We start from the raw sequence: 24,015 nt of genomic DNA on the forward strand, positions 1-24,015 counted from the left end.
CGACTCGCTTCCGTCTTCTGCGACCTGACGGCCCGTCCGACGTTTCAAACTCTAGCCGATCCCCGCTCCGAAAAGCGAATCCAGCCGCAATCCATATAAACGCACACGACAAATAGACCCGGCCCGCAAAAAGCACAGACCAGTTCCGAGCAGAAGTGGTGTTCCAAGGATTGGCCGCCCCGGGACCGTCCACACAGAACGCGTGTCCGGTGCTCCCTGCCGAGCGACTAGGGAACACTACGCCCATCCCTGCCCGAAGGCAAACTCCCAGGCCCGCCCCTCGAAAACGGTTCGCCCGTTCGGCCCCATGGGCCGCATCCTCCTCGGCATGGACGAACCGAAGCACCGCATCCGCGCGCTGCACACCGAGGAGACCGTCACCGTCTACCAGGCGTACCGCCCGGAGATCGGGGTGGCCGCGGCCCGTGACGGGCGCTTCCCCTCCTCCTGGAGCCGGAGCCGGATGACGTGGATCAAGCCCTCGTTCCTCTGGATGATGTACCGCTGCGGTTGGGGGGAGAAGGAAGGGCAGGAGACCGTGCTCGCGGTCGAGATCTCCCGGGCCGGCTTCGAGTGGGCGCTGCGGCACGCGTGCCTCTCCCATTACGAGCGCGGGCTCCACTCCGACCAGGCCGCCTGGAAGCGCGAGCTCAAGCGGGCGCCGGCCCGGGTCCAGTGGGACCCCGAGCGGGACCTGCACCTGCGCCCCCTGCCGTACCGCTCGCTCCAGCTCGGTCTGGCCGGCGAGGCCTCGGGCCTGTACGCGGACGAGTGGACGGTGTCGATCACGGACGTGACCCCGCTCGCGCACCAGGTCCACGCGCTGGTGCGCGAGGGGGACCTGGACGCGGCCGCGGAGCTGCTCCCGCAGGAGCGGCCGTACCCGGCGGGGCCGGAACTGCTGGCGCACCTCGGGGCGTGACGGTGTGACGGTGTGACGGGAGGTCACCCGACGGCGGCTCAGTGGTGGGCGTGCTCCGCCGGCTTCTCCGGGTCGTACGGAAGGGCCCAGACCCGTTCCCCGACGAGGACCTCGTCCGGGAGCCAGGTGCTCTGCAGGACGGTGGTGAGCGCGGAGGCGGAGCTGCTGAGGACCGTCGGGGTGCTCAGCCCGTCCGCCCGGCGCGGGGAGGAAATGGTGACCGGGGCCGCGAGGACGGTGTCGCCCCAGGGTGCGAGGGCGGTGGCGAGCCGGCCGTCGAAGGCCTCCTCGGCGGAGCCGGTGCCGTGCACCGCGTCGGCGAATCGGCCGTAGGTGTCCGCCTCGATCGATATCCACACGCCGAAGCTGACGGTCCGTCCGTCGGTGAGCCGCACCCGGAGCAGAGCGCGGACGAACCCGCCGAGGGTGCTGGTGAGCACGGTCTGCTCCGAGCGGAAGGTGACGACGTGCTCCCGCTCCTGCTCGGAGAGGGCTGCGACGGGGTCCGGCAGGTCGTAGTCGAAGGCCGGCGTCGCCGTACCGAGCGGCTCGCCGCAGCAGCTGCAGAGCGGGAGGACCGCCTCCTCGTCGGACTCGCCCTCCTCCTCGTACGCCGCCGGGCCCTGCACCGCGACGCGAGCCCGCGCGGCGGCGAGCTCCGGGTCGCGGACGGCCAGGTAGGAGAGGTCCTCGTGCCAGGCCTCGGGCGTGAGGCGGATGAGCAGGCTGCCGGGGACGGAGGGGTCCGCGGTCGGCAGGTCGACGATGGCACCGTCGGCCCTGAGTTGGCCGAAGACGCCCATCCGCCCCAACTGGGTGTCCCCGTAAGGCTGCGCGCGCACGTACGCGCCGACGTCCACCACGTCGCCGACCGAATCGCTGCGGCGGAAGACCTCCTCGCGCAGCATCCCGGCGTGGTACCGGGTGTTCTGGGTCTGCTTGTTGCCGTAGATCCGCCGTCTCAGGTAGAGCCCGAGCGCGAGCCCGAGCGGCACTCCGATGGCGAGTCCGACGATCAGTACGTCGAGCAGATCCGAATCCATGGTCCGTCCCCCGTCCCCCGTGACTTGTCCGGCGGAGCGTAATGAGGACGGGGGCGTCCTGTCGATCGGCAATCGGCGGACCGGGCGGGGTCAGGCGGTGACCACGGCCAGGACGAAGCCGTCGTAGCCCTTGGAGCCGACGGTCTGGAGGGCGGTGGCGGTGAGGCGGGGGTGGGCGGCGATCAGTTCGGTGAAGGTGCGGACGCCCTGGACGCGGGGGTCGTCGGAGGCCTCGTCGGTGACGGCGCCGTCGCGGACCACGTTGTCGCCGATGATCAGGTTGCCGGGGCGGGTGAGGCGCAGGGCCCAGTCCAGATAGGCGGGGTTGGAGGGCTTGTCGGCGTCGATGAAGACCAGGTCGAAGGGGCCCTGGCCCTCGGCGGCGAGCTGCGCGAGGGAGTCGAGGGCGGGGCCCTCGCGAAGTTCGACGCGGTCGGTGAGGCCGGCCCGGTCAAGGTTGGCGGTGGCCACCTCGGCGCAGCGGGGGTCGACCTCCAGGGTGACGACGCGGCCGTCGGCCGGGAGGGCGCGGGCGAGCCAGATGGTGCTGTAGCCGCCGAGGGTGCCGATCTCCAGGACGGTGCGGGCGCCGCTGATGCTTGCCAGCAGGTGGAGCAGCTTGCCCTGGTTGGGGGCGACCTGGTGGCCGGGGAGTCCGGCGGCGTCGCTGTCGGCGACGGCGGTGAGCAGGGCGTCGTCCTCCTCGACGAGGAGGTCGTTGAAGTAGTCGTCGACGGCGGTCCAGGTCTGCTGCGCCTCCTGGGCCTGCTGGGTGAGGGTCTGCTGGGCCGAGGACTGCTGCATAGTGAGTTCCCTTTCGAAACTTGCGCCGTGCCGAACCGGAATCTACTACATCCCGCCCTGCTCGAACAGGCCGGTCTACCCTGGGCGGCATGGCTGAGCCCGTGATCGCGGCGGAACCGTCCGCCGGTGTCGAGGCCCTGGCCCGGCTGGTGGCCGGGCGGGGCGTGGTGGTGCTGAGCGGGGCCGGTCTGTCGACCGAGTCGGGGATCCCGGACTACCGGGGCGAGACCGGCAGCCGTCGCCGCGGCTCCCCGATGACCTATCAGGAGTTCACCGGGAGCGAGGCGGCCCGGCGCCGCTACTGGGCCCGCAGCCACGCCGGTTGGCGGACCATCGACCGGGCCGAGCCGAACGCCGGGCACCGCGCGGTGGAGCGGCTGCGCCGCTCGGGCCACGTCTCGGCCGTCATCACCCAGAACGTGGACGGCCTGCACCGGGCGGCCGGCACCCGGGACGCGGTGGAGCTGCACGGCGGGCTGGACCGGGTGGTCTGCCTGACCTGCCGTCAGCTGAGCTCCCGGGCCGAGCTGGACCGCCGGCTGACCGAGCTGAACGGGGAGTTCGCGGACCCGGGAGCGCACCGCCAGGCCGACGGCGACGCCGTCCTGCCGGACGCGGCGGTGGAGGGCTTCCGGGTGGCGCCGTGCGCCCGGTGCGGCGGAGTGCTCAAGCCGGACGTGGTGTTCTTCGGCGAGAGCGTGCCCAAGCCCCGGGTGGAGCGCTGCTTCGACCTGGTGGCGGCCGGGCAGGTGCTGCTGGTGCTCGGCTCCTCCCTGACCGTCATGTCCGGCCTGCGCTTCGTCCGCCGGGCCGCCAGGGACGGCACCCCGGTCGCGATCGTCAACCAAGGCCCCACCCGGGGCGACGAGTTGGCCACCACCCGGCTCGGGCTCCCGCTCGGCCCGGCGCTCAGCGAACTGGCCGATCTGGTCGGCGACCGTCCCTGGCGCTGACCGTTCGGACCACACGGGACTGTCCGAACGGGCAGACCCGGGAAAGCGCCGCTCCTCCCGTTACCGGCACCGCCCGCCGCCACGTCCAGATGGGCAACACCGCCACCGGGCGGTCTGCATGGCCGGCATGCGACGACGACAACGGAAGGACCGACGGAGATGCACGAGCTCCCGTCCGACATCCCCCGCAACGAGCTGCCGATGCTCGACCTCACCCCGCCGAGCACCGGCACCCACCGACCGGCCCGTCGGCGCCGCGCCCGCCTGCTCGGCGGCGCGGTGGCCACCACGCTCGCCGTGGCCGGCCTGGCCGCACTGCTCGGCGGACACCTGCGGCCGACCGGCGGCACCGACGACACGGTGCAGCTGGCGGCGGCCGCCGGGCCCGCCGCGAGCCCCAGCCCCAGCGCCAGCCCCACCACCGATCCGGACGCCGGTCTGGTGAAGGTGACCGGCCGCGCCCTGCTCGGGCAGCTCCTGGACGCACTGCCGCCGTCCGTCCCGACCAGCGGCTACGCCGCCGAGACGGCCTACGTCGACGAGGGCTCCAAGGAGACCGTCGCCCAGGTCTACCTGAGCACGCCCAAAGGCACCGGCATGCTCCGGGCGTTCGTCAGCTCCGCCAGCCCGGACAAGGTCTGCACCGCGCAGACCTCCTGCCGGGTCGACGGGCGGGGGAACAAGTACACGGTCAGTCACATGCGGGACAACTGCATCCAGGACACGGTGATCTGGATGGTGCACCCCGACGGCACCGGCATCCAGCTGAACCTGGCCAGCTGCCTGGCCTGGGACGGCACCGGCAACAAGAAGGGCGTCGTGCCGCTGACCGAGGAGGAGGCGGTCCGGCTGGCCGGTGACCCGGGCATCCGCCGCGTGATCACCCCGGCCGCCCGGGACGCCGCCCAGGCCCGCTTCCCGGAGATGCCGCGCCTGACCGGCTGACACCTGGTCGCACGACGGCGGGCCGCCCTTGACGAGGCGTCGGACGCGGGACGCCGTGGCTCCGAGGGGTCGTCGAGCCGGGGAGTCGTGGCACCGAGGGGTCGGTCCGCGGCTCTCCCCCGTAGGTGCGGTCTTGGCGGGGCCCGACCGGTTCGGGCCCCGCCTTCCACGGTAGGGCGGTCCGGGAGCCGTGGGCAGGCCTCTGGGCCCGGAACTGCCCGGCACCTGGAACGGCGCCCGGGAGCGGCCGAGTTCGGCAAGTTCAGCGAGGCGCGCGGAGGGGGGTGGTGGACTGCCCACGGAGTGGGACGGGGCTGACCGATCGGGTACGGCTTGGCACACTGCTCACCATCCCCCACACCACCCCCTCCGCTGGAGCCTCCATGGCACTGCCCCAGGGCGCACTCGGTCACCGCTACCAGGGTGAGCACCCGCTCCGGACCCTGCTCTTCCTGATCCGCCCCGACCGCACCCGCGCCGCCCTGGCCGTCCTGGTCTTCCTCGCCAAGCACTCGCCGATCTGGCTGCTGCCGCTGGTCACCGCCAACGTCCTGGACGTGGTGGTCGACCACCGCCCGCTGGCCGAACTCTGGTGGAACACCGGCCTGTTGCTGGTGATCCTGGCCCTGAACCTCCCGCTCCACCTGCTCTACGTGCACTGGATGCACGGCACCATCCGCCGGATGGGCACCCGGCTGCGCAGCGCGCTCTGCCACCGGATGCAGCAGCTGTCGATCGGCTTCCACGCCCGGGTCACCGCCGGGGCGCTCCAGTCCAAGGTGATCCGGGACGTGGAGAACATCGAGAACGCCGCCCAGCAGACCGCCGACAACGGGCTGGCGGCCATCGCCACCCTGCTCGGTGCGCTGGCCGTGATCGGCTGGAAGGCCCCCGCCTTCCTGCCGGTCTTCCTGGTGCTGGTGCCCGCGGCCGCCTACCTGGTGACCAGGCTGCGCAACCGGCTGCGCGACCAGAACGAGTCCTTCCGCCGCGAGGTCGAGCAACTCGCCGGCCGGGTGGGCGAGATGACCACCCTGATCCCGGTCACCCGGGCGCACGGTCTGGAGCGCACCGCGCTGCGCCGGATGGACCGCACCCTGGACCGGGTGCTGCACGCGGGCCTGCGGCTCGACCTGCTGAACGGCCGCTTCGGTGCGCTCTCCTGGATCCTGCTGAACGCGATCGGGGTCGGCTGCCTGGCCGGCGCGGCGGTGGCGGCGTACCGGGGCTGGCTGGGCGTCACCCCCGGCGCGGTGGTGATGCTCAGCGCCTACTTCACCTCGCTGACCGGCTCCGTCACCGGCCTGCTGGCGCTGGCCCCGCAGTTGGGCAAGGGCTTCGCCTCGATCCGCTCGGCCGGGGAGGTCCTCCAGGCTCCCGACCTGGAGGAGAACGCGGGCAAGGCCGAGGTCACCGCCGTCCGCGGCCGGATCGACTTCCGCGGCGTCACCCTGCTCCACCCGGGGGCGGACCGGCCCGCGGTGGCGGGGCTGGACCTGAGCGTGCGCGCCGGGGAGACCATCGCCCTGGTCGGCGGCTCGGGCGCGGGCAAGTCCACCGTGCTCAACCTGGTGATCGGCTTCCTGCGGCCGACCGAGGGCCGGATCCTCCTGGACGGCACCGACATGGAGACCCTCGACCTGCGCAGCTACCGCCGCTTCCTGTCGGTGGTCCCGCAGGAGCCGGTGCTGTTCGACGGCACCGTCCGGGAGAACGTCGCCTACGGCCTGCGGGACGTGCCGGAGGAGGTGCTCGACGCGGCCCTGCGGGACGCCAACGCGCTGGAGTTCATCGACCGGCTGCCGCAGGGCAAGGACACCCTGCTCGGCGAGCGCGGTGTGCGGCTCTCGGGCGGACAGAAGCAGCGGCTGGCCATCGCCCGCGCGCTGGTGCGCGACCCCCGGGTGCTGGTGCTGGACGAGGCGACCTCCGCGCTGGACCCGCACTCGGAGGCCCTGGTCCAGCGGGCGATGGCCGAACTGGTGAAGGGCCGCACGGTCTTCGTGGTCGCGCACCGCCTCTCCACCATCCGGGCGGCGGACCGGATCGCGGTGCTGGAGCACGGACGGCTGGTCGAGCTGGGCAGCCATTCCGAGCTGATCGCCGACGGCGGCGCGTACGGGGGCGCTGCACGCGGCGGCCGCCTCCTGAGCGGTCCCCGGCGCGGGGCCGCCCGCTGACGGTGGACCGGTGCGGGGCCGCCCGCTGACGGTGGGGTCAGTGCGGCGGTCGTTCGGCCGAGCCGCGCGGGACCAGGCGGGTCGGGAGGACGGTGCGCCTGGCCGGGGAGGAGTCCCCGGCCAGGCGGTCGAAGAGGGCGCGCGCGGCGGCCGCGCCGAGGGCCGGCGGGTCCTGGGCGACCACGGTGAGGCCGGGGCTGAGCAGGTCGGCCAGCTCCAGGTCGTCGAAGCCGAGCAGGGCGGGCGGGCGCGGCGGGAGGTGGTGCAGGGCGGCCAGGGTGATCCGGTTGTTGGCGGTGAACAGGGCCGTCACGGGCTCGGGCCCGCCGGTGAGCCGGGCCACGGCCGCCGCCACCCGAGCCGGGTCGCTCGTGCCGCTCTCGATCCAGCGCTGATCGACCGTCAGACCGGCGGCGGCCATCGCCTCCCGGTAGCCGTGCAGCCGTTCGGCGGCGGTGTGCAGGTGCGGCTGGTCGCCGACGAAGCCGATCCGGCGGTGCCCGTGGCGGATCAGGTGGGCCACCCCGTCCCGGGCACCGCCCGCGTTGTCGCTGAGCACCGCGTCCGCCTCGATCCCGGCGGCGGGGCGGTCCAGGAAGACCACGGGGGTGCCGGACTCGGTCTCCGGCAGCAGGTACCGGTGGTCGTCCCCGGCCGGCACCACGATCAGTCCGTCCACCCGGCGGGCGCAGAAGGCCAGGGCCAACTCCCGTTCGCGCTCCGGGTCCTCGCCGCTGGAGCCGGTGAACAGCAGACTGCCCTCGGCCCGGACCACCTCCTCCACCGCCCGGGTCAGGGCGGCGGAGAACGGGTCCGCGATGTCCTCCAGGAGCAGACCGACGGAGGCCGTCCGGCCGGTGCGCAGCAGGCGGGCGCCGTCGTTGCGGCGGAAGCCGAGGGCGGTGATGGCCTCCCGCACCCGGGCGGCGGTCTCCTCGGTGACCCCGCGCTCCCCGTTGACGACCCGTGAGACGGTCTTCAGCCCGACCCCGGCCGCCGCCGCCACGTCCTTCATGGTGGGCCTGGCGGTGACGGGGCGGCTGGTCATACCGGGAGCATACGGCTCCCCCGGCTCGGCTCAGCCGAGCACCAGGGCGGTCCAGGCCTCGGCCAGCAGGCGGTGCCCGGCGGGGGTGGGGTGGATGCCGTCGGCGGCGATCGCGGCAGGGCCGCCCAGGGTGCGGGCGGCCTGGTTGAGCAGGCCGTCGGCGGCGAGCAGCAGGGCGCCGTACTCCTCGGCGAGGCGGCGGACCACCTGGATCCGGGCGTCCAGGTCAGGGCGCCAGGCCCACTGGGCGGGGGCGACGGGGAGCAGGAAGGGCTCGACCAGGACGAGACGGGCGGTGGAGTGACGGTCCAGCAGCTCGTCCAGCAGGGCCCGGTAGTGGCCCTCCCAGGGGTCGATCGGGGACTCGATGCCGCCCTCCTGCCACCGCCAGGTGTCGTTGACGCCGATCAGCAGCGAGAGCAGGTCGGGGCGGTGGGCAAGGGCGTCGTCCGCCCAGCGGCCGCGGAGGTCGGTGACGCCGTCGCCGGAGACGCCGCGGTTGAGCACCGTGGCGCCGGGGTGGGCCTCGCGCAGCGCCGGGGCGGCGAGCGCCGCGTAGCCGTGGCCGAGGTCGGACGGGGAGGCCGGGTGGCGCCCGGCCCGGGTGATGCTGTCGCCCTGGAAGAGCACGGTCGGGTGCGGCGGCAGGTCGATCGGCATGCGGGCTGGCCTTCCTGACGGTCGGTCGGACGGGGTCAGCGTACGAGACCGGGGCGGGGGCTGCCGAGGGCTTCTGGACAACGTTGTCAGGGGCGGCGAGAATCGCCGCAGTCCCACCGAACCCCACCTGCGGAGCCGTCGCCCATGAACGTCCGGACCCCCGAGTCCCTGCTGGCCGCGATCGACCTCGGCGGCACCAAGATCGCCGGTGGGCTGGTCGACTCCGAGGGCGTCCTGCTGCACCGGGTGCAGGTGCCGACCCCGGCCCGGGGCACCGAGAAGGAGATGACGGCCGCCGTCACCGCCGTCCTCGACCTGCTCGCCGGGCACCCCGGCTGGGCAGCCGTCCGCGCCGTCGGCATCGGCAGCGCCGGCCCGGTCGACATCGAGGCGGGGACGGTCAGCCCGGTCAACATCCCCTCCTGGCGCGCCTTCCCGCTCCGCGCCGAGGTCGCCGCCCACCCGGCGGTGGCCGGGCTGCCCGTCGTCCTCGGCGGGGACGCGGTGGCGATGACCGCCGCCGAGCACTGGCGCGGCGCCGCCCGCCCCTACCGGGACGTCCTCTGCCTGGTGGTCTCCACGGGGGTCGGCGCGGGGCTGGTGATCGGGGGTCAGCTGCACACGGGCCGTACGGGCAACGCCGGCCACCTCGGCCACATCACCGTCGACTTCGAGGGGCGGCCCTGCCCGTGCGGCTCCCGCGGCTGCCTGGAGGGCCTCGCCAGCGGCACCGCCATCGCCCGCACCGCCGCCGAATCCGGCTGGCGCTCCCCCGACGGCGACACCTCCGCCAACGCCGTCGCCGCCTCCGCCCGGTCCGGCGACCCGCTCGCCCTCGCCGCGTTCGACGCCGCCGCCCGCGCCCTCGCCGCCGGCATCGCCGCCACCGCCACCCTCGTCGACCTCGACGCCGCCGTCATCGGCGGCGGCGTCGCCCAGGCCGGCGACCTCCTCTTCGCCCCGCTCCGCCGCCACTTCGCCGGCTACGCCGCCCTCCCCTTCGCGGCCCGCACGGTCCTCCTGCCGGCCGAACTGGGCACGGACGCGGGCCTGATCGGAGCGGCGGCGCTGGCCCGGACGGCCTGACGCGTACACCGGCTGACGGCTCTTCAGCTGCCGGTGCGCCACCCGCTGCCCGGTCAGCCGCGCAGGCCGCGGGCGTACGCGCGGGCGGCCGCCAGGTCGTCCGGGCCGGGGCGGTCGGGGTGGAGGCCGCCGAACGGCCTGAACGGGAGCCAGGTGTCGAGGGCGCGGCAGCTGAAGGCGGGCTCGACGTGGCGGCCGGCGGCTTCCAGGCGGCGGACCAGCGGGCGGGTGAACGGGGCGAACGGGACCTCGGGGAAGCCGCTGGTGGCGAAGACGAAGGCCCGGCCCGGGCCGGTGGGGAGGGTGCGGGCCAGAGCGGCGAGGGTGGGCCGCATCCGGCCGTGGAAGACGCCCGAACCGAAGCCGACCAGCTCGGCCGCGGCGAGCTCCGCCGGGTCGGCCTGGGCGGGGGTGCGGACCTCGGCGTGCAGGATCTCCGCCATGGCATCGGCAATTCGCCGGGTGTTTCCGTGCGACACCGAGTCGCACACGATGATGGCCTTCGTCCGCATGGTCCTCGTCCCTCCGTAGCCGGTACCGCGGAGTGGACGACACAGCGCCGTCGAACGTGACAGGAGAACCGAGGATGACCGTCCCGTCCCCTGATCCCTTCTACAAGGCCGCCGAGGTCTACGACCCGTCCGAGGAGGCCTGGCAGCTCGAACTCCGGGGGGCCGCAGAACCAGTTGCTGATGGTGGCGCTGATCCCCGACGAGGATCCGTCGGAGGAGCCGACGCTGCACTTCGAGTCGCCCGAGCCGCACTCGGTGGTGCCGTACGACGTCGTGCGCTGGTACGTGGACCGGGTCGACGAGGCGATCCACGAGATCCGCGCCTGGATGCGGCTGCGTCCCGAGCTCGTCGCCACCGTCCACCGCCTCCAGCAGGAGTACTACGGCGGCTGGATCGAGGACGCGGACTTCCCCGCCCTCCTCGCCGAACTCCGCACCGCCATCCCCGAGCCCGACCTCCCCGCCGTCCTGGCCGCCTCGGTACGGCGCAGCCCCGACGGCACCGTCCTGGAGCCGCACGACGCCCTCCGGATCGTCCTCGCCGCCACCGACTGACCGGCGAAAACCGCTCGGCACGGCACGGGCCCGCCCCCGATGATGTGGCTCGGAACCACCGCCCCACCGGAAGGCCGCACACCATGGCGCCCCCACACGACCGCGACTACCTGACCACCACGTCCTACGTCCTCGACGACGACGCCTGGCACCTGGAGCTCGAGGATCTCCGTCGACAGCGGCTGCTCGTGACGGCGGTGATACCCGACGAGGACCCGGCCCGGGAGCCGGCGCTCCGCTTCGAGCCGCAGGACCACGAGGTGCCGTACGAGGTCATGCGCCGGTTCATGGACCGGGTGGAGGCCGAGATCCGTTCCTCCCGGGCCTGGATGGGGCTGCGGCCGGAGCTGGTCGAGGTGATCCACCGGCTCCGCCGGGAGTACCTCGGCTCGATCGACGAGGAGGACCTTCCCGGCGTCCTCGCGGAGCTGCGCGCCACGCTGACCGAGGCCGATGTCCGCACCGTCGTCACGGAGGCCTTCGGCTGCGGACCCGAGGACCTCACCGACTGACGGCGAACGCCCCCGCCGTGGACGGCGGGGGCGTTCGAAGGAGTGGCGGGGCGTCAGGCGCGGCCCATCTCCTCGGCGATGGCGGCGGCGAAGGCGTCGATGTCGGCTTCGGTGGTGTCGAAGGCGGCCATCCAGCGGACCTCGCCGGTGTGCTCGTCCCAGAAGTAGAAGCGGTAGCGCTTCTGCAGGCGCTCGCTGACCTCGCGCGGGAGGATGGCGAAGACCGCGTTGGCCTGGACGGGGCGGACCAGGGTGACGCCGTCGATGCCGGAGACGGCGGCCTCCAGGCGCTTGGCCATGGCGTTGGCGTGCGAGGCGTTGCGCAGCCAGAGGTCGCCGCTGAGCAGGGCCTCGAACTGCACGGAGACGAAGCGCATCTTCGAGGCGAGCTGCATCTGACCATCTTGCGCAGTACTTGAGGTTCTTGACCCGCTCCGGGTTGAGGACCACCACGGCCTCCCCGAGCAGCAGGCCGTTCTTGGTGCCGCCGAAGGAGAGCACGTCGACGCCCGCGTCCGTGGTGAAGGCGCGCAGCGGCAGCCCAGGGAGGCGGCGGCGTTGCGATGCGGGAGCCGTCCAGGTGCACGAGCATGCCGTGCTGGTGGGCGTGGTCGCAGATCGCCTTGATCTCCTCGGCGGTGTACAGCGTGCGAGCTCGGTGCTCTGGGTGATGGAGACGGCGAGCGGCTGGGCGCGGTGCTCGTCGCCCCAGCCCCAGGCCTGACGTCGATCAGCTCGGGGGTGAGCTTGCCGTCGGGGGTGGGGACGGTGAGCAGCTTGATGCCGGCGATCTTACTCGGGGGCGCCGCACTCGTCCACGTTGATGTGGGCGGACTCGGCGGCGATTCACCGCGCCCCAGCGCGGGAGCAGGGCCTGCAGAGCCACCACGTTGGCGCCGGTGCCGTTTGAAGACCGGGTAGGCCTCGGCGGACGGGCCGAAGTGCTTGCGGAACACCTCCTGGAGGTGCTCGGTGTACTGGTCCTCGCCGTAGGCGACCTGGTGGGCCGTCGTTGGCCAGGGCGATGGCGGCGAGGATCTCCGGGTGGACGCCGGCGTAGTTGTCGCTGGCGAAGCCGCGGACGGCCGGGTCGTGGCGGCGTACGGCGTCGGTGGTGTGGTCATCGGGCTGTCAGCCACAGGTGCTGTCCGTTCAGTTCTGCTGCGGGGCGGTCCCAGAGGGGACGCCAGGGCGTCGGCCAGGTCGGCGGTGTCGTGAAGCCGGCGAACTTGGCGTCGGGCTTCTCGGCCCGCATCTCCGGGGTGACCAGGGCCTTGATCACCAGGATCGCAGCCGCGCGCGGTCGGGGACGCCGTCGGGGCGGTGGTCTCCTTGACGAAGGAGTCGGCCATGGCCAGCGTCCAGGCCTCGGTGGCGGCCTTGGCGGCGGCGTACGCGGCGCCGCCGGCGGTCGGCTTGTGGGCGGCCGAGGCGGAGATCATCGCGTAGCGGCCGGCCTCGCTGCGGCACCAGCGCGGGCTGGAAGGCCAGCGAGGTGTGCTGGAGGGTGCGGACCACCCGGTCGTGCAGGAAGTCCCAGTCGTCGATGCGGCTGTCGAAGAAGGTCTTGCTGCCGCGCCAGCCGCCGACCAGGTGGAAGACGCCGTCCACCGTGGCCGTGCTCGCCCTCCAGGTGGTCGGCCCAGTCGTGGACCTCCTGTCGGGTCGAGCAGGTCGATGACCTGGCTGGAGATCTTCGCGTCCGGGACGGTGAGCCGGATGGTGTCGAGGGCCGCGTCGAGCGCCTGGCCGTCGATGTCGGCGGCGATCACCGGTCGGCGCCGGCGGTGGTCAGGCGGCGCAGGGTTGGCGCGGCCGGCCGGGCCGGTGGCGCCGGCGACGGCGATGACCTTGCCCTCGAGGTGACGGTCGGTCATGCCGCGATCTCCTGACGGTCGGCGGTGGCGCCGGTGATGCCGGTGGTGGCGGCGATGACGCCGCCGAGCTTCTTGGACAGGGCCTCGAAGAACATCGAGAGCGGGAACTCGTCCGGGAGCACCGCGTCGCAGAGCGCCTTGCGGAGCGCCTTGTCCTCGGCGATGTCCAGCGGCGAGGCCCTCGGGGCCCTTGGCCCAGGTGGAGGCCGGGTGCGGGGTGAGGGTACTTGGAGACCAGCTCGTAGGCCGCGATCCAGTGCGCGGTCTTGGGGCGGTCGATGCCGTCGCGGTAGAGGGTCTCGATCTCGGCGCAGAGAGCGTTGGTGACCTCGGCGACCCGGGTCCAGTCGATCGAGAGCCGGTTATCCCGCCAGCGCAGCGCGTCGTTCTTGTGCAGGTAGGCGAAGAGCAGCTGGCCGCCCATGCCGTCGTAGTTGCGCACCCGGTCACCGGAGACGGTGAAGCGGAACATCCGGTCGAAGAGGATCGCGTACTGGACGTTCGCGTCCCTGCGGGTAGCCCTCGGCCTCCAGCTTGACGGCCTCCTTGAAGGCGGTCAGGTCGCAGCGCAGCTCCTCCAGGCCGTACATCCAGAACGGCGAGCGCTGCTTGATCATGAAGGGGTCGAACGGCAGGTCGCCGTGGCTGTGGGTGCGGTCGTGGACCAGGTCCCAGAGCACGAAGGTCTGCTGGGCGCGCGCTGCTGGTCGGCGAGCAGGCCGACGGCGTCCTCGGGGATCTCCAGGCCGAGCTGGCGCACGGCGCTGGTGGAGACGGCGCGGAAGCGGGCCGCCTCGCGGTCGCAGAAGATGCCGCCCCAGGTGAAGCGCTCGGGGCCTGGCGGACCGCGACGGTCTCCGGGAAGAGCACCGCGGAGTTGGTGTCGTAGCCGGCCGTGAAGTCGGTGAAGGTGATCGGCACGAACATCGGGTTGTCGAAGCGCTCGCGCTCCAGCTCGGCCAGCCACTCGGGCCAGACCACGGTGAGCAGGACGGCCTCGAGGTTGCGGTTCGGGTTGCCGTTCTGGGTGTACATCGGGAACACCACGAGGTGCTCCAGGCCGTCCTCGCGCTGCTCGGCCGGCTGGAAGGCCAGCAGCGAGTCCAGGAAGTCGGGCTCGCGGTATCCGGTGTCGGCCCACTTGCGCAGGTCGGCCAGGACGGCGGTCAGGTAGGCCGCGTCGTGGCGGGAAGAGCGGGGCGAGCTCCTCGACCGCGCCGAGCACCGACTCGACCAGCGGTCGACGGTGGAGCGCTGGACGGCGGACAGGTCGATGGAACCGTCCTTGGCCTGCAGGGGGCGCAGCGCCTCGACGGCCTCCTTGAGCCGGAGCCAGGCGGGGTGCGCCGCGTGGCCGGCCGGGGTTACTCCGGAGAGTTCGGCCGCCTCGACGAGCTTGGGCGAAAGATTCTGCATCAGAGACCCACTTAGACAGGAGTTATTTCGACAGGTACACCATAGATTCGAAAGGTTCTCCTGTTCAAGGGGGGTCCCTCCGGCACTGAGGTGACATCCGTGCCGTCCAGCATGCGGACAGTCCACGTGGACTTTGTGGACAGTGGGGCCGATGGGGTGCGAACCTCCCGCCATGCTCCCGGCGGTGATCCACGTGGCCTGCTGCCACCCCTACCTGACCCGGGTGCCTTCCTGTTGTCGCGGCACCTGCTGACGCCCCGCCGCTGACACCCCGTCGGGAGGCACCGCGGCGGCCGTGCCGTACGCCGACCATGCCCGCCGCCCCCGCGCTCCGCCACCGCTGCTGACCCGGTTGGCCGCGCCCGCCCGACGGGCAGTCCTCTTCTGGCAAGTCCTCACCCCCTGCCCCTGGAGCCCGCCATGACCCCGGCCGTCCGCCCGCACCGCCTCGCCCCCGCCGCCGCCCTGCTCGCGGCCGCCGCGCTGCTCACCGCCTGCGCCCCTCAGGAGGAGGCCAAGTCGCCCTCCGCCGCCGGGAGTTGCGAGGCGGGCAAGCTGGCCACCAAGAAGTCCGGCACCCTGACGGTGGGCACCGACAAGCCCGCGTACGACCCGTGGTTCTCCGAGGACACCCCGTCGAACGGCAAGGGCTTCGAGTCGGCGGTGGCCTACGCGGTGGCGGGAGAAGCTGGGCTACCCCAAGGACAAGGTCAGCTGGGTGGTCAGCCCGTTCAACAAGGCCTTCGCCCCCGGCGTCAAGGACTTCGACTTCGACGTCAACCAGATCTCGGTGAGCGCCGAGCGCAAGCAGTCGGTGGACTTCTCCTCCGGCTACTACGACGTCCGGCAGGCCGTGATCGCGCTCAAGGGCTCCAAGGCGGCCGGCGCCGCCTCGCTGGCCGACCTCAAGAACGTCAAGCTCGGCGCCCAGGTCGGCACCACCAGCCTGTCCGCCATCACCGGGCAGATCAAGCCGGCCGCCCAGCCCGCCGTCTTCGACGACAACGACCTGGCGAAGACCGCCCTGAAGAACGGTCAGATCGACGCCCTGGTGGTCGACCTCCCCACCGCCTTCTACATCACCGGCGCCGAGGTGACGGACGCCAAGGTGATCGGCCAGCTGGAGACCGTGGCGGGCGGTTCGGGCGGCGAGCAGTTCGGGCTGGTGCTGGACAAGGGCAGCGCGCTGACCGGCTGCGTCAGCCAGGCCGTGGACGCGCTGCGGGCCGACGGCACGCTGGCCAGGCTGGAGAAGCAGTGGCTCTCCGACGCCGTCTCCGCCCCGGTGCTCAAGTGACCGCGACCACCGACCTGACGAAGCCGGAGGAGGAGTACCGGCCGTCGGAGCGGCGGCTGGCCCGGGAGGCGCACCGGCGCCGCCGGGCCCGCCGCTCCGCCCTGATCGCCACCGCCAGCACCGCGCTCACCGCGCTGGTGCTGGCGGTCGTGGTGGTCAGCTCCCCCGGCTGGGAGCGCACCCGGCAGACCTTCTTCAACGCCCACTACGCCCGCCAGGCGCTGCCCGAGGTGCTCGCCGGCCTCAAGGTCAACCTCGTCCTGATGCTGGTCTGCGGCGCGCTGATCCTGGTGTTCGGCCTGCTGCTGGCGGTGCTGCGCACCCTGCGCGGCCCGGTCTTCCTGCCGGTGCGCCTGCTGGCCACCGCGTACGTGGACTTCTTCCTCGGCCTGCCGATGATCATCTGCCTGCTCGTCATGATCACCGGCGTGCCCGCGCTCCGGCTCACCGGCGTCACCACCGACCCGCTGGTGCTGGGCGGCGCCGCCCTGGTGCTGACCTACTCGGCGTACGTCTCCGAGGTGTTCCGGGCCGGCATCCAGTCCGTCCACCCGAGCCAGCGCGCGGCGGCCCGCTCGCTGGGCCTGACCAACGCGCAGGCGATGCGGTTCGTGATCCTGCCGCAGGCGGTGCGGCGGGTGGTGCCGCCGCTGCTGAACAACCTGGTCTCGCTCCAGAAGGACACCGGCCTGGTCTCCATCGGCGGCGTGATCGACGCGGTCTTCGCCGCGAAGATCATCACCTCCCGGACCTTCAACTACACGCCGTACCTGGTCTCGGCGCTGGTCTTCATCCTGCTCACCATCCCGATGACCCGGTTCACCGACTGGGTCAGCCAGCGGATGAACCGCCGTCAGCTGCAAGGGGGTGCGGTGTGAGCCAGGACCCGGTGCTCCGCTTCGAATCGGTCCGGAAGTCGTACGGCGGCCAGCTGGTGCTGCGCGACGTCTCGCTCTCCGTGCCCGCGCACTCCGTCACCGCGCTGATCGGGGCCTCCGGCTCCGGCAAGTCGACCCTGCTGCGCTGCGCCAACCTGCTGGAGGAGGTGGACGACGGCGCGGTCTTCCTGGACGGCGAGGAGATCACCGACCCGGCGGTGGACCAGGACGCCGTCCGGCGCCGGATCGGCGTGGTCTTCCAGTCCTACAACCTCTTCCCGCACCTGACCGTCCTGCAGAACGTCACCCTCGCCCCGCGCCGGGTCCACCGTCGGGAGCGCGCGGAGGCCGAGGCGCACGCCCTCGAACTCCTCGCCCGGCTCGGCCTGGCCGACAAGGCCCGCGAGTACCCCGACCGCCTCTCCGGCGGCCAGCAGCAGCGGGCGGCCATCGTCCGGGCCCTGGCCACCGGGCCCCGGCTGCTCCTGCTGGACGAGGTCACCGCCGCGCTCGACCCCGAGCTGGTGGGCGAAGTCCTGGGTGTGGTACGGGACTTGAAGGAGCAGGGGATGACCATGGTGCTCTCCACCCACGAGATGGGCTTCGCCCGCGAGGTGGCCGACCAGGTCTGCTTCCTGGACTCCGGCGTGGTGCTGGAGCAGGGCCCGCCGGAGCAGGTCTTCGGCGACCCGCAGCACGAGCGGACCCGCCGGTTCCTCCGGCGGATCGTCGCCTCCGGACGGCTCACGCCCGGCAGTTGACCACCTGTCACACCCCAGTGCGCCCCCTTTCGCGCCCTGCTCCGCCCGTTCCCGATCGGTGATCGTGGAGCGGACGGGGCGGGATCGGCTGCGGAGGGGGCGCTGCGGTGCACGGACCGGTGCTGGTGAGCACGCTGCTCGCGGCCGTCGCGGGCGGCACGGCCGGCTACTGCCTGTACCGCCTGCGGCGGGGCGGGCAGCGGGAGTCCGACGCCACCGAGGCCGCGATGGGCCTCGGCATGGCCGGCATGGCCCTGTGGCCCCTCCCCCTCTGGGGCTGGCTCTTCGCCGGCCTCACCGTCTACATGCTGGCCGCCGCCGCACTCGGCGGCCACCACCCCGGCCACCGCCTCCACCACGCCGTCGGCTCGGCGGCGATGGCGTACATGGCGCTCAGCCCGGCCGCCCACCACGGCGCGGCGGGGCTGCCGTTGCTGACGGGTCTGCTCCTGCTGTACTTCGGCGGCTACACCGTCTGGAGCGGCACCCGCCTCCTCGTCACCCCGACCGGCCACACCGTCGCGGTCTCGGCCCACGTGTCGCGCGCCTGCCGCTCGGCCATGGGGGTCGGCATGTTCGCGATGCTGCTCACCATGTAGCGCACGGGCCCGGTAGGGCAGCGCTCCAGGGGCGCGGGGAACTGCGCGCGGGGGAACGGCACGTGCTGCAACTGGCTCGCCTGCCCCGATCCCACGCTGGTCCGCCTTCCGAACTCGCGCAGTTCCCCGCGCCCCCGGAGGCCTAGCCACGTACAACAAGTGTGCCGTGGGTCATGTTGGGCCGTAGCGGGTTCTCGCGGGGCGGTGGAGCGCGTAGGTTGCTGCCATGACGGCTCTGTTCGGTCTGCTGGTGCTCGGGGCGGTGCTGGCCACCGTGGCGCCGCGGCTGTTGGCGCGGGTGCGGTGGGCGGACCGGGAGCCGGTGTTGGCGTTGCTGGTGTGGCAGTGCCTGGTCGTCGCGGTGCTGCTGTGCTGCGTGCTGGCGCTGCTGCTGGCCGCCTCCGCCGCGCTGCCGCCCGTACGGAGCCTGCTGTTCTCGACCGCCCCGCACGGGGTGGAGGCCGCCTACGGCCTGGCCGACGCGGAGGGGTGGGGGCGGCTGACGGCCGCGCTGCTGGCGGCCGGCGGGCTGTGGACGGCGTACTCGCTCTCCCGGGAGGTCCGGGCCGCCCGGGCGCTGCGCGACCGTCGCTCCGCCGAACTGGCCCACCGTGCGCCGGAGTTGCCCGAAGGGCTGGGTGCCCGCAAGGGCGCCGGGCGGGAGCGGCTGGTGGTGCTGGAGAACGTCCGCCCGGAGGCCTGGTCGCTGCCGGGTCCGTCCTCCCGGCTGGTGGTGACCACGGGGGCTCTGCAGCAGCTGACGGACCGTGAGCTGGCGGCGGTGCTCAGCCACGAGCGCGGGCACGTCCGGCACCGGCACCACTGGCTGGCGCAGTCCGCCGAGGCGCTGGCGAGCGGCTTCCCCGGGGTCGGGGTGTTCTCCGCCTTCCGGGACCAGGTGGGCGAGTTGGTGGAGCTGGCAGCCGATGACCGGGCGGCCCGCCGGCACGGCCGGGTGACCACGGCGCTGGCCCTGGTGGAGATCAACAGCGGCCGGGGCGTCTTCGGCGCCTCCTGCCCCCCGCAGCAGCTCGCCGAGACCCCGCGCCGCGTCGACCGCCTGCTCGCCGGCGAGCCCCGCCTCCCGGTCCACCACCGCCTGCGCCTCACGGTGGCCGCCCTGGCCGCCCCCGCCGCCGCGATCCTGCTGGCCGCCGGCCCCGGCCTGGTCAGCCTGTTGTGACGAGGGCTCAGCGGTACCCGTCGTGGTCCGGCGGCCAGGGGTAGCCCATCCGTTCGGCCAGCTCGGTCGAGCCCGCCCAGAACTTCGCGTCGGTCCGGGGATCACCGGCGGTCAGCTCCGCCGCAAGCTGCGCGGCCCGCTCGCCCGGGTCCCGGTCACCGACCGGGAGCTCGATCTGCAGCTGGAACGACTCCTCCCCCAGACCGGCCGGGTGCCTCAGCATCACCTCGATCCCGTCCGGTTCGGCACGGGACGCGCAGACCGCCTCCACCTCGCAGTCCCAGCGTTCCAGCCACTCGGAGGCGCCCCGCAGGTCCGCCTCCAGCAGTTGCGCGACCACCACCCCCGGCCACTCCCAGCTGCGGTCCGCCGCTGCCCGCCGCACCTCGGCCTCGTACGCGACGGCGTCGAACCGGAACTCCGGCAGGGCGGGCAGCCGGTTGCCCGGGTCGCGCCAGCCGGACCAGACGATCTGCCCGTCCTCCCTGCCGACGGTCACGTACAGGGCACCGCAGCAGCCCTCGTACCCGCATCCGCTGATCGCGAGCCGGACCTCGCGGGGTGCCGCGGCGCCGAGCAGCGCCCCGGACCGACCCAGCAGGTACCGGGGCCCCGTCGTCACGTAGTTCGGGGCGGACGCCCCGTCGAGGGTGGGGAACTCGGCCAGCAGGTCGCGACCGTTGACGACCGGCCGGACGTCCAAGTGCCCCTCTCCGTACGGCGGGTAGTGCAGTCGCAGCTCAAGGCTGTCCGGTGCCGGGATCATCGGCCAAGGATCACGCGGCCGACGGCACGTGTCACCTGGTTTCTCGCCGGGCCCGGGAGACGTAGCCGGTCAGCGGGGCGAGGGTCCGCCAGCCGAGGGCCTCGTAGAGCGCGCGGCCCTCGACGGTCGCCCCGAGGACACCCGTCGAGACCCCGTGGGCGAGCGCCGCGTCGGTGAGGGCCGCGATCACCATCGTGCCCAACCCCCTTCGCCGGTGGGCCGGTTCGGTGGAGATCTGATCCGGGACGCAGACGGTGCCGGTCAGGCCCGCCTGCCCGGAGGCGGCGGGGCCACCGTCGGCGCCGAGGACGCGGACGGTGGCGACGCCGTCGGCGGTCGAGGTGGTGACGGTGTAGCCGTCCGGTGCCGGCACCCGGGACGGGCGCAGCTCGGTGGCCATCAGGAAGCAGGGGTCGAGCGGCAGCCAGCCGGCGGCCGGGAAGTACGGGTCCAGCTCGGTGGCGGGGAGGAAGCCCTTGACGCAGACGGCGGGTTCGGTGACCGAGGCGGTCAGGGCACGGGTGGTGCGGGCCTCCGCGTCGAGCAGGACGTGACGGACCGTCTCCTGCGGCTTCCCGACCTCGATCCGCAGCCCCCAGGGCACCGTCGCCGGCCCGGCCAGCCCCCGGGACACCGCCCACCCCTCGACCCACGACCGCGCGAGCTCCACCACCAAGTCCCCCTCGTTGCGCCGACACCGGTCCGACCCGAACTGTACGGGGCCGAATTCGGTGGCCCCGCACCCTCCCCGCCGGGCTACCGTCCCCTGGTGAACGACGAACTCCGCACCGCCACCCGCCTCTTGCTCGACCACCGCCTGGAGGCGGCCCGTACCGCCCTCGGCGCGACGGCGGCGACCGCCGTGGTGCTCCGGGGCGGCCGGCCCCTCTGGCGGGGCGCCACGGGCGCCGTGGACGGCCACCCGCTCGATGCCGACACCCAGTTCCGGATCGGCTCGATCACCAAGACCCTCACCGCCGCCCTGGTGCTCCGGCTCCGCGACGAGGGGCGGCTCGGCCTCGACGACCCGCTGGGGCGCCACCTGCCCGGCCTGCCGGAGCCGGTCGGTGCCGCCACCGTGGGCCAGTTCCTCGCCCACACCTCCGGCGTGCCCGGCGGCCCGCCCGCCACCTGGCGACGGGACGGCACCGACGACTTCCCCGCCGGGCTGTTCGGGCAGCCGCCCACGCTGTACCCGGCCGGTGCGGTGCACCACTACTCCGACGTCGGCTTCACCCTGCTCGGAGCACTGGTGGAGCGGCACCGCGGGGCCCCGTGGGCCGAGTGCGTGCGGACCGAGCTGCTCCGTCCGCTGGGAATGCGCCGCACCACCCGCCTGCCGGCGGCACCGGCCGCCACCGGCTGGGCGGCCGACCCGGAGACCGGCGGACCGACGGCCGTCCCGTCGTACGACTTCGGTGTGATGTCACCGTCCGGGCAGCACTGGTCCACCCTCGACGACCTGGTGCGCTGGGCGGCGTTCCTGACCGGGGGTCAGGACGGGGTGCTGAGCGCGGCGACCCTGGCCGAGATGCGCCGCCCGGCAGTGCCGGACGGGTGCTACGGCCTGGGCCTGGAGCTCTGGCCGGACGACCCGGCGCGCCGTGGTGGGCCGGGCTTCGCCGGGCACACCGGTTCGGTCCCGGGCTTCCGCTCCGCCCTGCTCGTCGCGCCGGCGGAGGGCCTGGCCGGAATCCTGCTGGCGAACGGTTCGACCGCCCTCCCGGAGGGGACGGCCGCCCTGGTCCGGGACCTGATCCGGCTGGGCACGGCCGCCTGACGGTGAACCGGCCCGGACCTGACGGAGCCTCAGCCGTCCTGCCGCTTGCCTCCGGGCGCGCCGGGGCCACCGCCCAGGGTGCGGGCGAGCACCTCGCGGTGGACCGGCCGGGCGTCCTCGTAGCGCTGCCGGCCGGCCTCGGTGAGGGTGACGTAGATGCCGCGCCGGTCCGAGGAGCACATGGCCCGCTCGACCAGCTCCGCCTTCTCCAGGCGGCCGATCAGGCGGGAGAGGGCGCTCTGGCTCAGGTGGACCTGGGCGGAGAGGTCCTGCACCCGCAGCCGCGTCTCGTGCAGGGGCTTCCGCTCGTCCTCGTAGAGGCGCTCCAGCACCTCGAACTCGCTCATCCCCAGCCCGTGCAGCTCGCCCAGCTCGCGGTCGAGCGCACAGGCGGTGGCCGCCTGACGGGCCAGCAGATCGCGCCAGTCGGAGACCAGGTTCGCCCCGTCGGCGGGGACATCGGGTTCGGACACGCGGCCACCCTACCACATGCGCATGAACTTATTGCGCACACATTAAATCGACTTGCATTGAATGCACGTGCATGGAAGTGTCCTCCCCATGACCACAGCACGAGAGCCATCGGCATCCGCCGCTCCCGCCACCCCCTCTGACGCCCCGTCCGTCCACGGCGACGAAGCCTGGAGCCCCCGGCTCTGGGGCACCCTGATCGTGCTCTGCGCCGCGCTCTTCCTCGACGCCCTCGACGTGTCGATGGTCGGCGTGGCACTGCCCTCGATCGGCACCGACCTCCAGCTCTCCACCTCCACCCTCCAGTGGGTGGTCAGCGGTTACGTGCTCGGCTACGGCGGCCTGCTGCTGCTCGGCGGCCGGGCGGCCGACCTGCTGGGTCGCCGTCAGGTCTTCCTGGTCGCCCTCGCCGTCTTCGCCGCCGCCTCCCTGCTCGGCGGCGTGGTCGACGACGGCGGGCTGCTGATCGCGGCGCGCTTCGTCAAGGGCGTGGCGGCGGCCTTCACCGCCCCGGCCGGACTGTCGATCATCACCACCACCTTCGCCGAGGGCCCGGCCCGCAACCGCGCGCTCAGCATCTACACCGTGACCGGCGCCAGCGGCTTCTCGCTTGGCCTGGTGCTCAGCGGCCTGCTCACCTCGGCGGGCTGGCGCTGGACCTTCCTGATGCCGGTGCCCGTCGCGCTGATCGCCCTGGTCTTCGCGTTCCGCCTGCTGCCCCGTCAGCCCCGGCCGCCGCGTGGCTCCGCCGGGTACGACATCGCCGGCGCGGTCACCGGCACCGGCTCGCTGCTCCTGCTGGTGTTCACCGTGACGGAGGCCCAGAGCGCCGGCTGGGCCAGCCTGCGCACCATCGGCTCCCTGGTCCTGGTGCTCGCCCTCGCGGCGGCCTTCCTGGTGATCGAGCAGCGCACCGCGCACCCGCTGGTGCGGCTCGGCATCTTCCGCAACGGCGGCGTGGCCCGGGCCAACCTGACCGCGCTGGCGCTCTTCGGCTCCTACGCGGGCTTCCAGTTCATCGCCACGCTCTACCTCCAGCGGCTGCTCGGCTGGTCGGCCCTGGAGATGGCGCTGGCCTTCCTCCCGGCCGGCGCACTGGTCGCCCTCTCGGCGACCAAGATGGGTTCGATCGTGGACCGCTTCGGCACCGGACGCCTGATGGTGCTCGGGGTGCTCTCGCTGACCCTCGGCTACGCGCTCTTCCTGCGGCTCGACGAGCACAGCGGCTTCGCCACGCTGGTGCTGCCCAGCATGGTGCTGCTCGGCATCGGCTTCGCGCTCGGCTTCCCCTCGGTCAACATCGCGGCCACCAACGGCGTCGACGACGAGGAGCAGGGTCTGGCCTCGGGCCTGGTGAACACGGCCTTCCAGGTCGGCAGCGCCCTGGTGATGGCCGCCGTCACCGCCGTGATCACCTCGGGCAGCGGCGGCGGGGAGAGCGCCGCGGCCCAGCTGGACGGCTACCGCCCGGCCCTGCTGCTGGTCACCGGGATCTCGCTGGTCGGCTTCGTGGTGGCCGCCGTGGGCGTGGCGCTGGAGCGGCGCAAGGCGCCGGCCCCGGCGGCGGTGCCGGACTACGACTACACCCGCAACGCCGCCGAGACCCCCGCGACGGCAGAGGTGCTCACCAAGGGCTGACCCACCGGGTCCGTTCATGACGGAGGCCGGGTCCACCAAACCCCCGTGTTGGTGGACCCGGCCCCGTCGCCGTACGCGTGGCCCGAAGGACCGGGCGAGCGGCTCCCGCACAGTATATTGGCTGGGAGC

The 24,015-nt window shown here is 73.4% G+C and carries 24 protein-coding genes and 5 pseudogenes; 14 read left to right on the forward strand and 15 right to left on the reverse strand.

Annotation, left to right across the window (positions count from 1 at the left end):
* The first annotated feature begins 328 nt into the window (after positions 1 to 328).
* Positions 329 to 922: a DUF4291 domain-containing protein gene (locus tag ABD946_RS34320; RefSeq protein WP_345289570.1), complete on the forward strand. Its 594-nt coding sequence runs from the start codon at positions 329 to 331 to the stop codon at positions 920 to 922.
* Between the two features lie 38 nt (positions 923 to 960).
* On the opposite strand, the gene ABD946_RS34325 is transcribed toward ABD946_RS34320, so the two are convergent.
* Positions 961 to 1,965 (reverse strand): DUF2199 domain-containing protein, encoded by a 1,005-nt coding sequence (locus tag ABD946_RS34325; protein WP_345289571.1) that lies wholly within the window; start codon positions 1,963 to 1,965, stop codon positions 961 to 963.
* A gap of 90 nt (positions 1,966 to 2,055) precedes the next feature.
* Positions 2,056 to 2,769, reverse strand: coding sequence for an O-methyltransferase (locus ABD946_RS34330; RefSeq protein ID WP_345289572.1), 714 nt, complete (start codon positions 2,767 to 2,769; stop codon positions 2,056 to 2,058).
* Positions 2,770 to 2,858: 89 nt separating this feature from the next.
* On the opposite strand from ABD946_RS34330, the gene ABD946_RS34335 reads away from it, so the two are divergent.
* The 3 genes from ABD946_RS34335 (at position 2,859) to ABD946_RS34345 (ending at position 6,847) form a co-directional block, all read left to right on the forward strand.
* The gene (locus ABD946_RS34335) at positions 2,859 to 3,722 is read left to right on the forward strand and encodes an NAD-dependent protein deacetylase (RefSeq protein WP_345289573.1); all 864 of its coding nucleotides are present in this window, start codon (positions 2,859 to 2,861) and stop codon (positions 3,720 to 3,722) included.
* Positions 3,723 to 3,881: 159 nt separating this feature from the next.
* A complete protein-coding gene (locus ABD946_RS34340) occupies positions 3,882 to 4,667 on the forward strand; it encodes a hypothetical protein (protein ID WP_345289574.1) in 786 nt (261 codons plus the stop codon).
* A gap of 383 nt (positions 4,668 to 5,050) precedes the next feature.
* Entirely contained in the window at positions 5,051 to 6,847 is a 1,797-nt protein-coding gene (locus tag ABD946_RS34345) for an ABC transporter ATP-binding protein (protein ID WP_345289575.1), read from the forward strand.
* A gap of 37 nt (positions 6,848 to 6,884) precedes the next feature.
* Here the strand turns inward: ABD946_RS34345 and ABD946_RS34350 are convergent, their stop codons facing one another.
* Together ABD946_RS34350 and ABD946_RS34355 are read right to left on the reverse strand one after the other, a co-directional pair.
* The gene (locus ABD946_RS34350) at positions 6,885 to 7,895 is read right to left on the reverse strand and encodes a LacI family DNA-binding transcriptional regulator (RefSeq protein ID WP_345289576.1); all 1,011 of its coding nucleotides are present in this window, start codon (positions 7,893 to 7,895) and stop codon (positions 6,885 to 6,887) included.
* Positions 7,896 to 7,925: 30 nt separating this feature from the next.
* Positions 7,926 to 8,555, reverse strand: coding sequence for an SGNH/GDSL hydrolase family protein (locus ABD946_RS34355; RefSeq protein WP_345289578.1), 630 nt, complete (start codon positions 8,553 to 8,555; stop codon positions 7,926 to 7,928).
* A 144-nt stretch (positions 8,556 to 8,699) separates the two neighbouring features.
* On the opposite strand from ABD946_RS34355, the gene ABD946_RS34360 reads away from it, so the two are divergent.
* Positions 8,700 to 9,641, forward strand: coding sequence for an ROK family protein (locus ABD946_RS34360; RefSeq protein ID WP_345289579.1), 942 nt, complete (start codon positions 8,700 to 8,702; stop codon positions 9,639 to 9,641).
* 53 nt (positions 9,642 to 9,694) lie between these two features.
* Here ABD946_RS34360 and ABD946_RS34365 read toward each other — a convergent pair whose 3' ends face one another.
* Complete coding sequence (locus ABD946_RS34365; RefSeq protein WP_345289580.1) at positions 9,695 to 10,084, reverse strand: NADPH-dependent FMN reductase family protein; 390 nt, start codon at positions 10,082 to 10,084, stop codon at positions 9,695 to 9,697.
* A 249-nt stretch (positions 10,085 to 10,333) separates the two neighbouring features.
* On the opposite strand from ABD946_RS34365, the gene ABD946_RS34370 reads away from it, so the two are divergent.
* Together ABD946_RS34370 and ABD946_RS34375 are read left to right on the forward strand one after the other, a co-directional pair.
* Positions 10,334 to 10,708: a hypothetical protein gene (locus ABD946_RS34370; RefSeq protein ID WP_345289581.1), complete on the forward strand. Its 375-nt coding sequence runs from the start codon at positions 10,334 to 10,336 to the stop codon at positions 10,706 to 10,708.
* 83 nt (positions 10,709 to 10,791) lie between these two features.
* On the forward strand, positions 10,792 to 11,220 hold the full coding sequence (locus tag ABD946_RS34375; RefSeq protein ID WP_345289582.1) for a hypothetical protein: 429 nt from the start codon (positions 10,792 to 10,794) through the stop codon (positions 11,218 to 11,220).
* A 53-nt stretch (positions 11,221 to 11,273) separates the two neighbouring features.
* Here the strand turns inward: ABD946_RS34375 and ABD946_RS34380 are convergent.
* The 7 genes and pseudogenes from ABD946_RS34380 to ABD946_RS43140 all read right to left on the reverse strand — a co-directional run.
* Positions 11,274 to 12,333 (reverse strand): annotated as a pseudogene (locus ABD946_RS34380) (threonine aldolase family protein); the annotation flags it as partial.
* Positions 12,334 to 12,340: 7 nt separating this feature from the next.
* A pseudogene (locus ABD946_RS34385) lies at positions 12,341 to 13,097 on the reverse strand (SDR family NAD(P)-dependent oxidoreductase).
* The gene (locus tag ABD946_RS43120; RefSeq protein WP_425558772.1) at positions 13,094 to 13,219 is read right to left on the reverse strand and encodes a DUF6421 family protein; all 126 of its coding nucleotides are present in this window, start codon (positions 13,217 to 13,219) and stop codon (positions 13,094 to 13,096) included. The pseudogene ABD946_RS34385 and the gene ABD946_RS43120 overlap by 4 nt, the downstream one beginning before the upstream one ends.
* A 140-nt stretch (positions 13,220 to 13,359) precedes the next feature.
* Positions 13,360 to 13,569: pseudogene (locus ABD946_RS43125) on the reverse strand (DUF6421 family protein); the annotation flags it as partial.
* Positions 13,544 to 13,777, reverse strand: coding sequence for a DUF6421 family protein (locus ABD946_RS43130; RefSeq protein WP_425558773.1), 234 nt, complete (start codon positions 13,775 to 13,777; stop codon positions 13,544 to 13,546). The gene ABD946_RS43130 and the pseudogene ABD946_RS43125, both read right to left, overlap by 26 nt.
* On the reverse strand, positions 13,711 to 14,064 hold the full coding sequence (locus tag ABD946_RS43135) for a DUF6421 family protein (RefSeq protein ID WP_425558774.1): 354 nt from the start codon (positions 14,062 to 14,064) through the stop codon (positions 13,711 to 13,713). Before ABD946_RS43135 ends, ABD946_RS43130 begins: the two co-directional genes overlap by 67 nt.
* Positions 13,971 to 14,687, reverse strand: a pseudogene (locus ABD946_RS43140) (DUF6421 family protein); the annotation flags it as partial. The pseudogene ABD946_RS43140 and the gene ABD946_RS43135, both read right to left, overlap by 94 nt.
* A 246-nt stretch (positions 14,688 to 14,933) precedes the next feature.
* Here ABD946_RS43140 and ABD946_RS34395 point away from each other — a divergent pair.
* From ABD946_RS34395 to ABD946_RS34415, 5 genes and pseudogenes are all read left to right on the forward strand, one after another.
* Positions 14,934 to 15,810, forward strand: a pseudogene (locus tag ABD946_RS34395) (ABC transporter substrate-binding protein).
* Positions 15,807 to 16,688 (forward strand): amino acid ABC transporter permease, encoded by an 882-nt coding sequence (locus tag ABD946_RS34400; protein WP_345289584.1) that lies wholly within the window; start codon positions 15,807 to 15,809, stop codon positions 16,686 to 16,688. The pseudogene ABD946_RS34395 and the gene ABD946_RS34400 overlap by 4 nt, the downstream one beginning before the upstream one ends.
* Complete coding sequence (locus tag ABD946_RS34405; protein WP_345289585.1) at positions 16,685 to 17,449, forward strand: amino acid ABC transporter ATP-binding protein; 765 nt, start codon at positions 16,685 to 16,687, stop codon at positions 17,447 to 17,449. Before ABD946_RS34400 ends, ABD946_RS34405 begins: the two co-directional genes overlap by 4 nt.
* A 125-nt stretch (positions 17,450 to 17,574) precedes the next feature.
* Positions 17,575 to 18,048, forward strand: coding sequence for a DUF5134 domain-containing protein (locus tag ABD946_RS34410; protein WP_345289586.1), 474 nt, complete (start codon positions 17,575 to 17,577; stop codon positions 18,046 to 18,048).
* 226 nt (positions 18,049 to 18,274) lie between these two features.
* Positions 18,275 to 19,231 carry a M56 family metallopeptidase gene (locus ABD946_RS34415; RefSeq protein WP_345289587.1) on the forward strand — a complete coding sequence of 319 codons (957 nt, stop codon included), beginning with the start codon at positions 18,275 to 18,277 and terminating at the stop codon, positions 19,229 to 19,231.
* A gap of 7 nt (positions 19,232 to 19,238) precedes the next feature.
* Here the strand turns inward: ABD946_RS34415 and ABD946_RS34420 are convergent, their stop codons facing one another.
* Together ABD946_RS34420 and ABD946_RS34425 are read right to left on the reverse strand one after the other, a co-directional pair.
* The gene (locus ABD946_RS34420; RefSeq protein WP_345289589.1) at positions 19,239 to 19,997 is read right to left on the reverse strand and encodes a hypothetical protein; all 759 of its coding nucleotides are present in this window, start codon (positions 19,995 to 19,997) and stop codon (positions 19,239 to 19,241) included.
* 31 nt (positions 19,998 to 20,028) lie between these two features.
* Positions 20,029 to 20,670 (reverse strand): GNAT family N-acetyltransferase, encoded by a 642-nt coding sequence (locus ABD946_RS34425; protein ID WP_345289590.1) that lies wholly within the window; start codon positions 20,668 to 20,670, stop codon positions 20,029 to 20,031.
* A 96-nt stretch (positions 20,671 to 20,766) separates the two neighbouring features.
* On the opposite strand from ABD946_RS34425, the gene ABD946_RS34430 reads away from it, so the two are divergent.
* The gene (locus ABD946_RS34430) at positions 20,767 to 21,777 is read left to right on the forward strand and encodes a serine hydrolase domain-containing protein (protein ID WP_345289591.1); all 1,011 of its coding nucleotides are present in this window, start codon (positions 20,767 to 20,769) and stop codon (positions 21,775 to 21,777) included.
* A gap of 29 nt (positions 21,778 to 21,806) precedes the next feature.
* Here the strand turns inward: ABD946_RS34430 and ABD946_RS34435 are convergent, their stop codons facing one another.
* Positions 21,807 to 22,250: a MarR family winged helix-turn-helix transcriptional regulator gene (locus ABD946_RS34435; RefSeq protein WP_345289592.1), complete on the reverse strand. Its 444-nt coding sequence runs from the start codon at positions 22,248 to 22,250 to the stop codon at positions 21,807 to 21,809.
* 88 nt (positions 22,251 to 22,338) lie between these two features.
* Between ABD946_RS34435 and ABD946_RS34440 the strand changes: the two genes are divergently transcribed.
* On the forward strand, positions 22,339 to 23,886 hold the full coding sequence (locus ABD946_RS34440; protein WP_345289594.1) for an MFS transporter: 1,548 nt from the start codon (positions 22,339 to 22,341) through the stop codon (positions 23,884 to 23,886).
* Positions 23,887 to 24,015: the final 129 nt, after the last annotated feature.

The organism is Kitasatospora albolonga, assembly GCF_039535905.1.
GTDB classification, from domain to species: Bacteria; Actinomycetota; Actinomycetes; order Streptomycetales; family Streptomycetaceae; genus Kitasatospora; species Kitasatospora albolonga.

What these genes read in the sequence shown, in the direction of transcription:
- ABD946_RS34320 (WP_345289570.1), top strand. Translation starts at nt 329, where the DNA reads ATGGACGAACCGAAGCACCGCATCCGCGCGCTGCACACCGAGGAGACC.
- ABD946_RS34415 (WP_345289587.1), top strand. Translation starts at nt 18,275, where the DNA reads ATGACGGCTCTGTTCGGTCTGCTGGTGCTCGGGGCGGTGCTGGCCACC.
- ABD946_RS34325 (WP_345289571.1), bottom strand. Translation starts at nt 1,965, where the DNA reads ATGGATTCGGATCTGCTCGACGTACTGATCGTCGGACTCGCCATCGGA.
- ABD946_RS34345 (WP_345289575.1), top strand. Translation starts at nt 5,051, where the DNA reads ATGGCACTGCCCCAGGGCGCACTCGGTCACCGCTACCAGGGTGAGCAC.
- ABD946_RS34355 (WP_345289578.1), bottom strand. Translation starts at nt 8,555, where the DNA reads ATGCCGATCGACCTGCCGCCGCACCCGACCGTGCTCTTCCAGGGCGAC.
- ABD946_RS34365 (WP_345289580.1), bottom strand. Translation starts at nt 10,084, where the DNA reads ATGGCGGAGATCCTGCACGCCGAGGTCCGCACCCCCGCCCAGGCCGAC.
- ABD946_RS34420 (WP_345289589.1), bottom strand. Translation starts at nt 19,997, where the DNA reads ATGATCCCGGCACCGGACAGCCTTGAGCTGCGACTGCACTACCCGCCG.
- ABD946_RS34375 (WP_345289582.1), top strand. Translation starts at nt 10,792, where the DNA reads ATGGCGCCCCCACACGACCGCGACTACCTGACCACCACGTCCTACGTC.
- ABD946_RS34350 (WP_345289576.1), bottom strand. Translation starts at nt 7,895, where the DNA reads ATGACCAGCCGCCCCGTCACCGCCAGGCCCACCATGAAGGACGTGGCG.
- ABD946_RS34340 (WP_345289574.1), top strand. Translation starts at nt 3,882, where the DNA reads ATGCACGAGCTCCCGTCCGACATCCCCCGCAACGAGCTGCCGATGCTC.
- ABD946_RS34360 (WP_345289579.1), top strand. Translation starts at nt 8,700, where the DNA reads ATGAACGTCCGGACCCCCGAGTCCCTGCTGGCCGCGATCGACCTCGGC.
- ABD946_RS34330 (WP_345289572.1), bottom strand. Translation starts at nt 2,769, where the DNA reads ATGCAGCAGTCCTCGGCCCAGCAGACCCTCACCCAGCAGGCCCAGGAG.
- ABD946_RS34440 (WP_345289594.1), top strand. Translation starts at nt 22,339, where the DNA reads ATGACCACAGCACGAGAGCCATCGGCATCCGCCGCTCCCGCCACCCCC.
- ABD946_RS34370 (WP_345289581.1), top strand. Translation starts at nt 10,334, where the DNA reads ATGGTGGCGCTGATCCCCGACGAGGATCCGTCGGAGGAGCCGACGCTG.
- ABD946_RS34335 (WP_345289573.1), top strand. Translation starts at nt 2,859, where the DNA reads ATGGCTGAGCCCGTGATCGCGGCGGAACCGTCCGCCGGTGTCGAGGCC.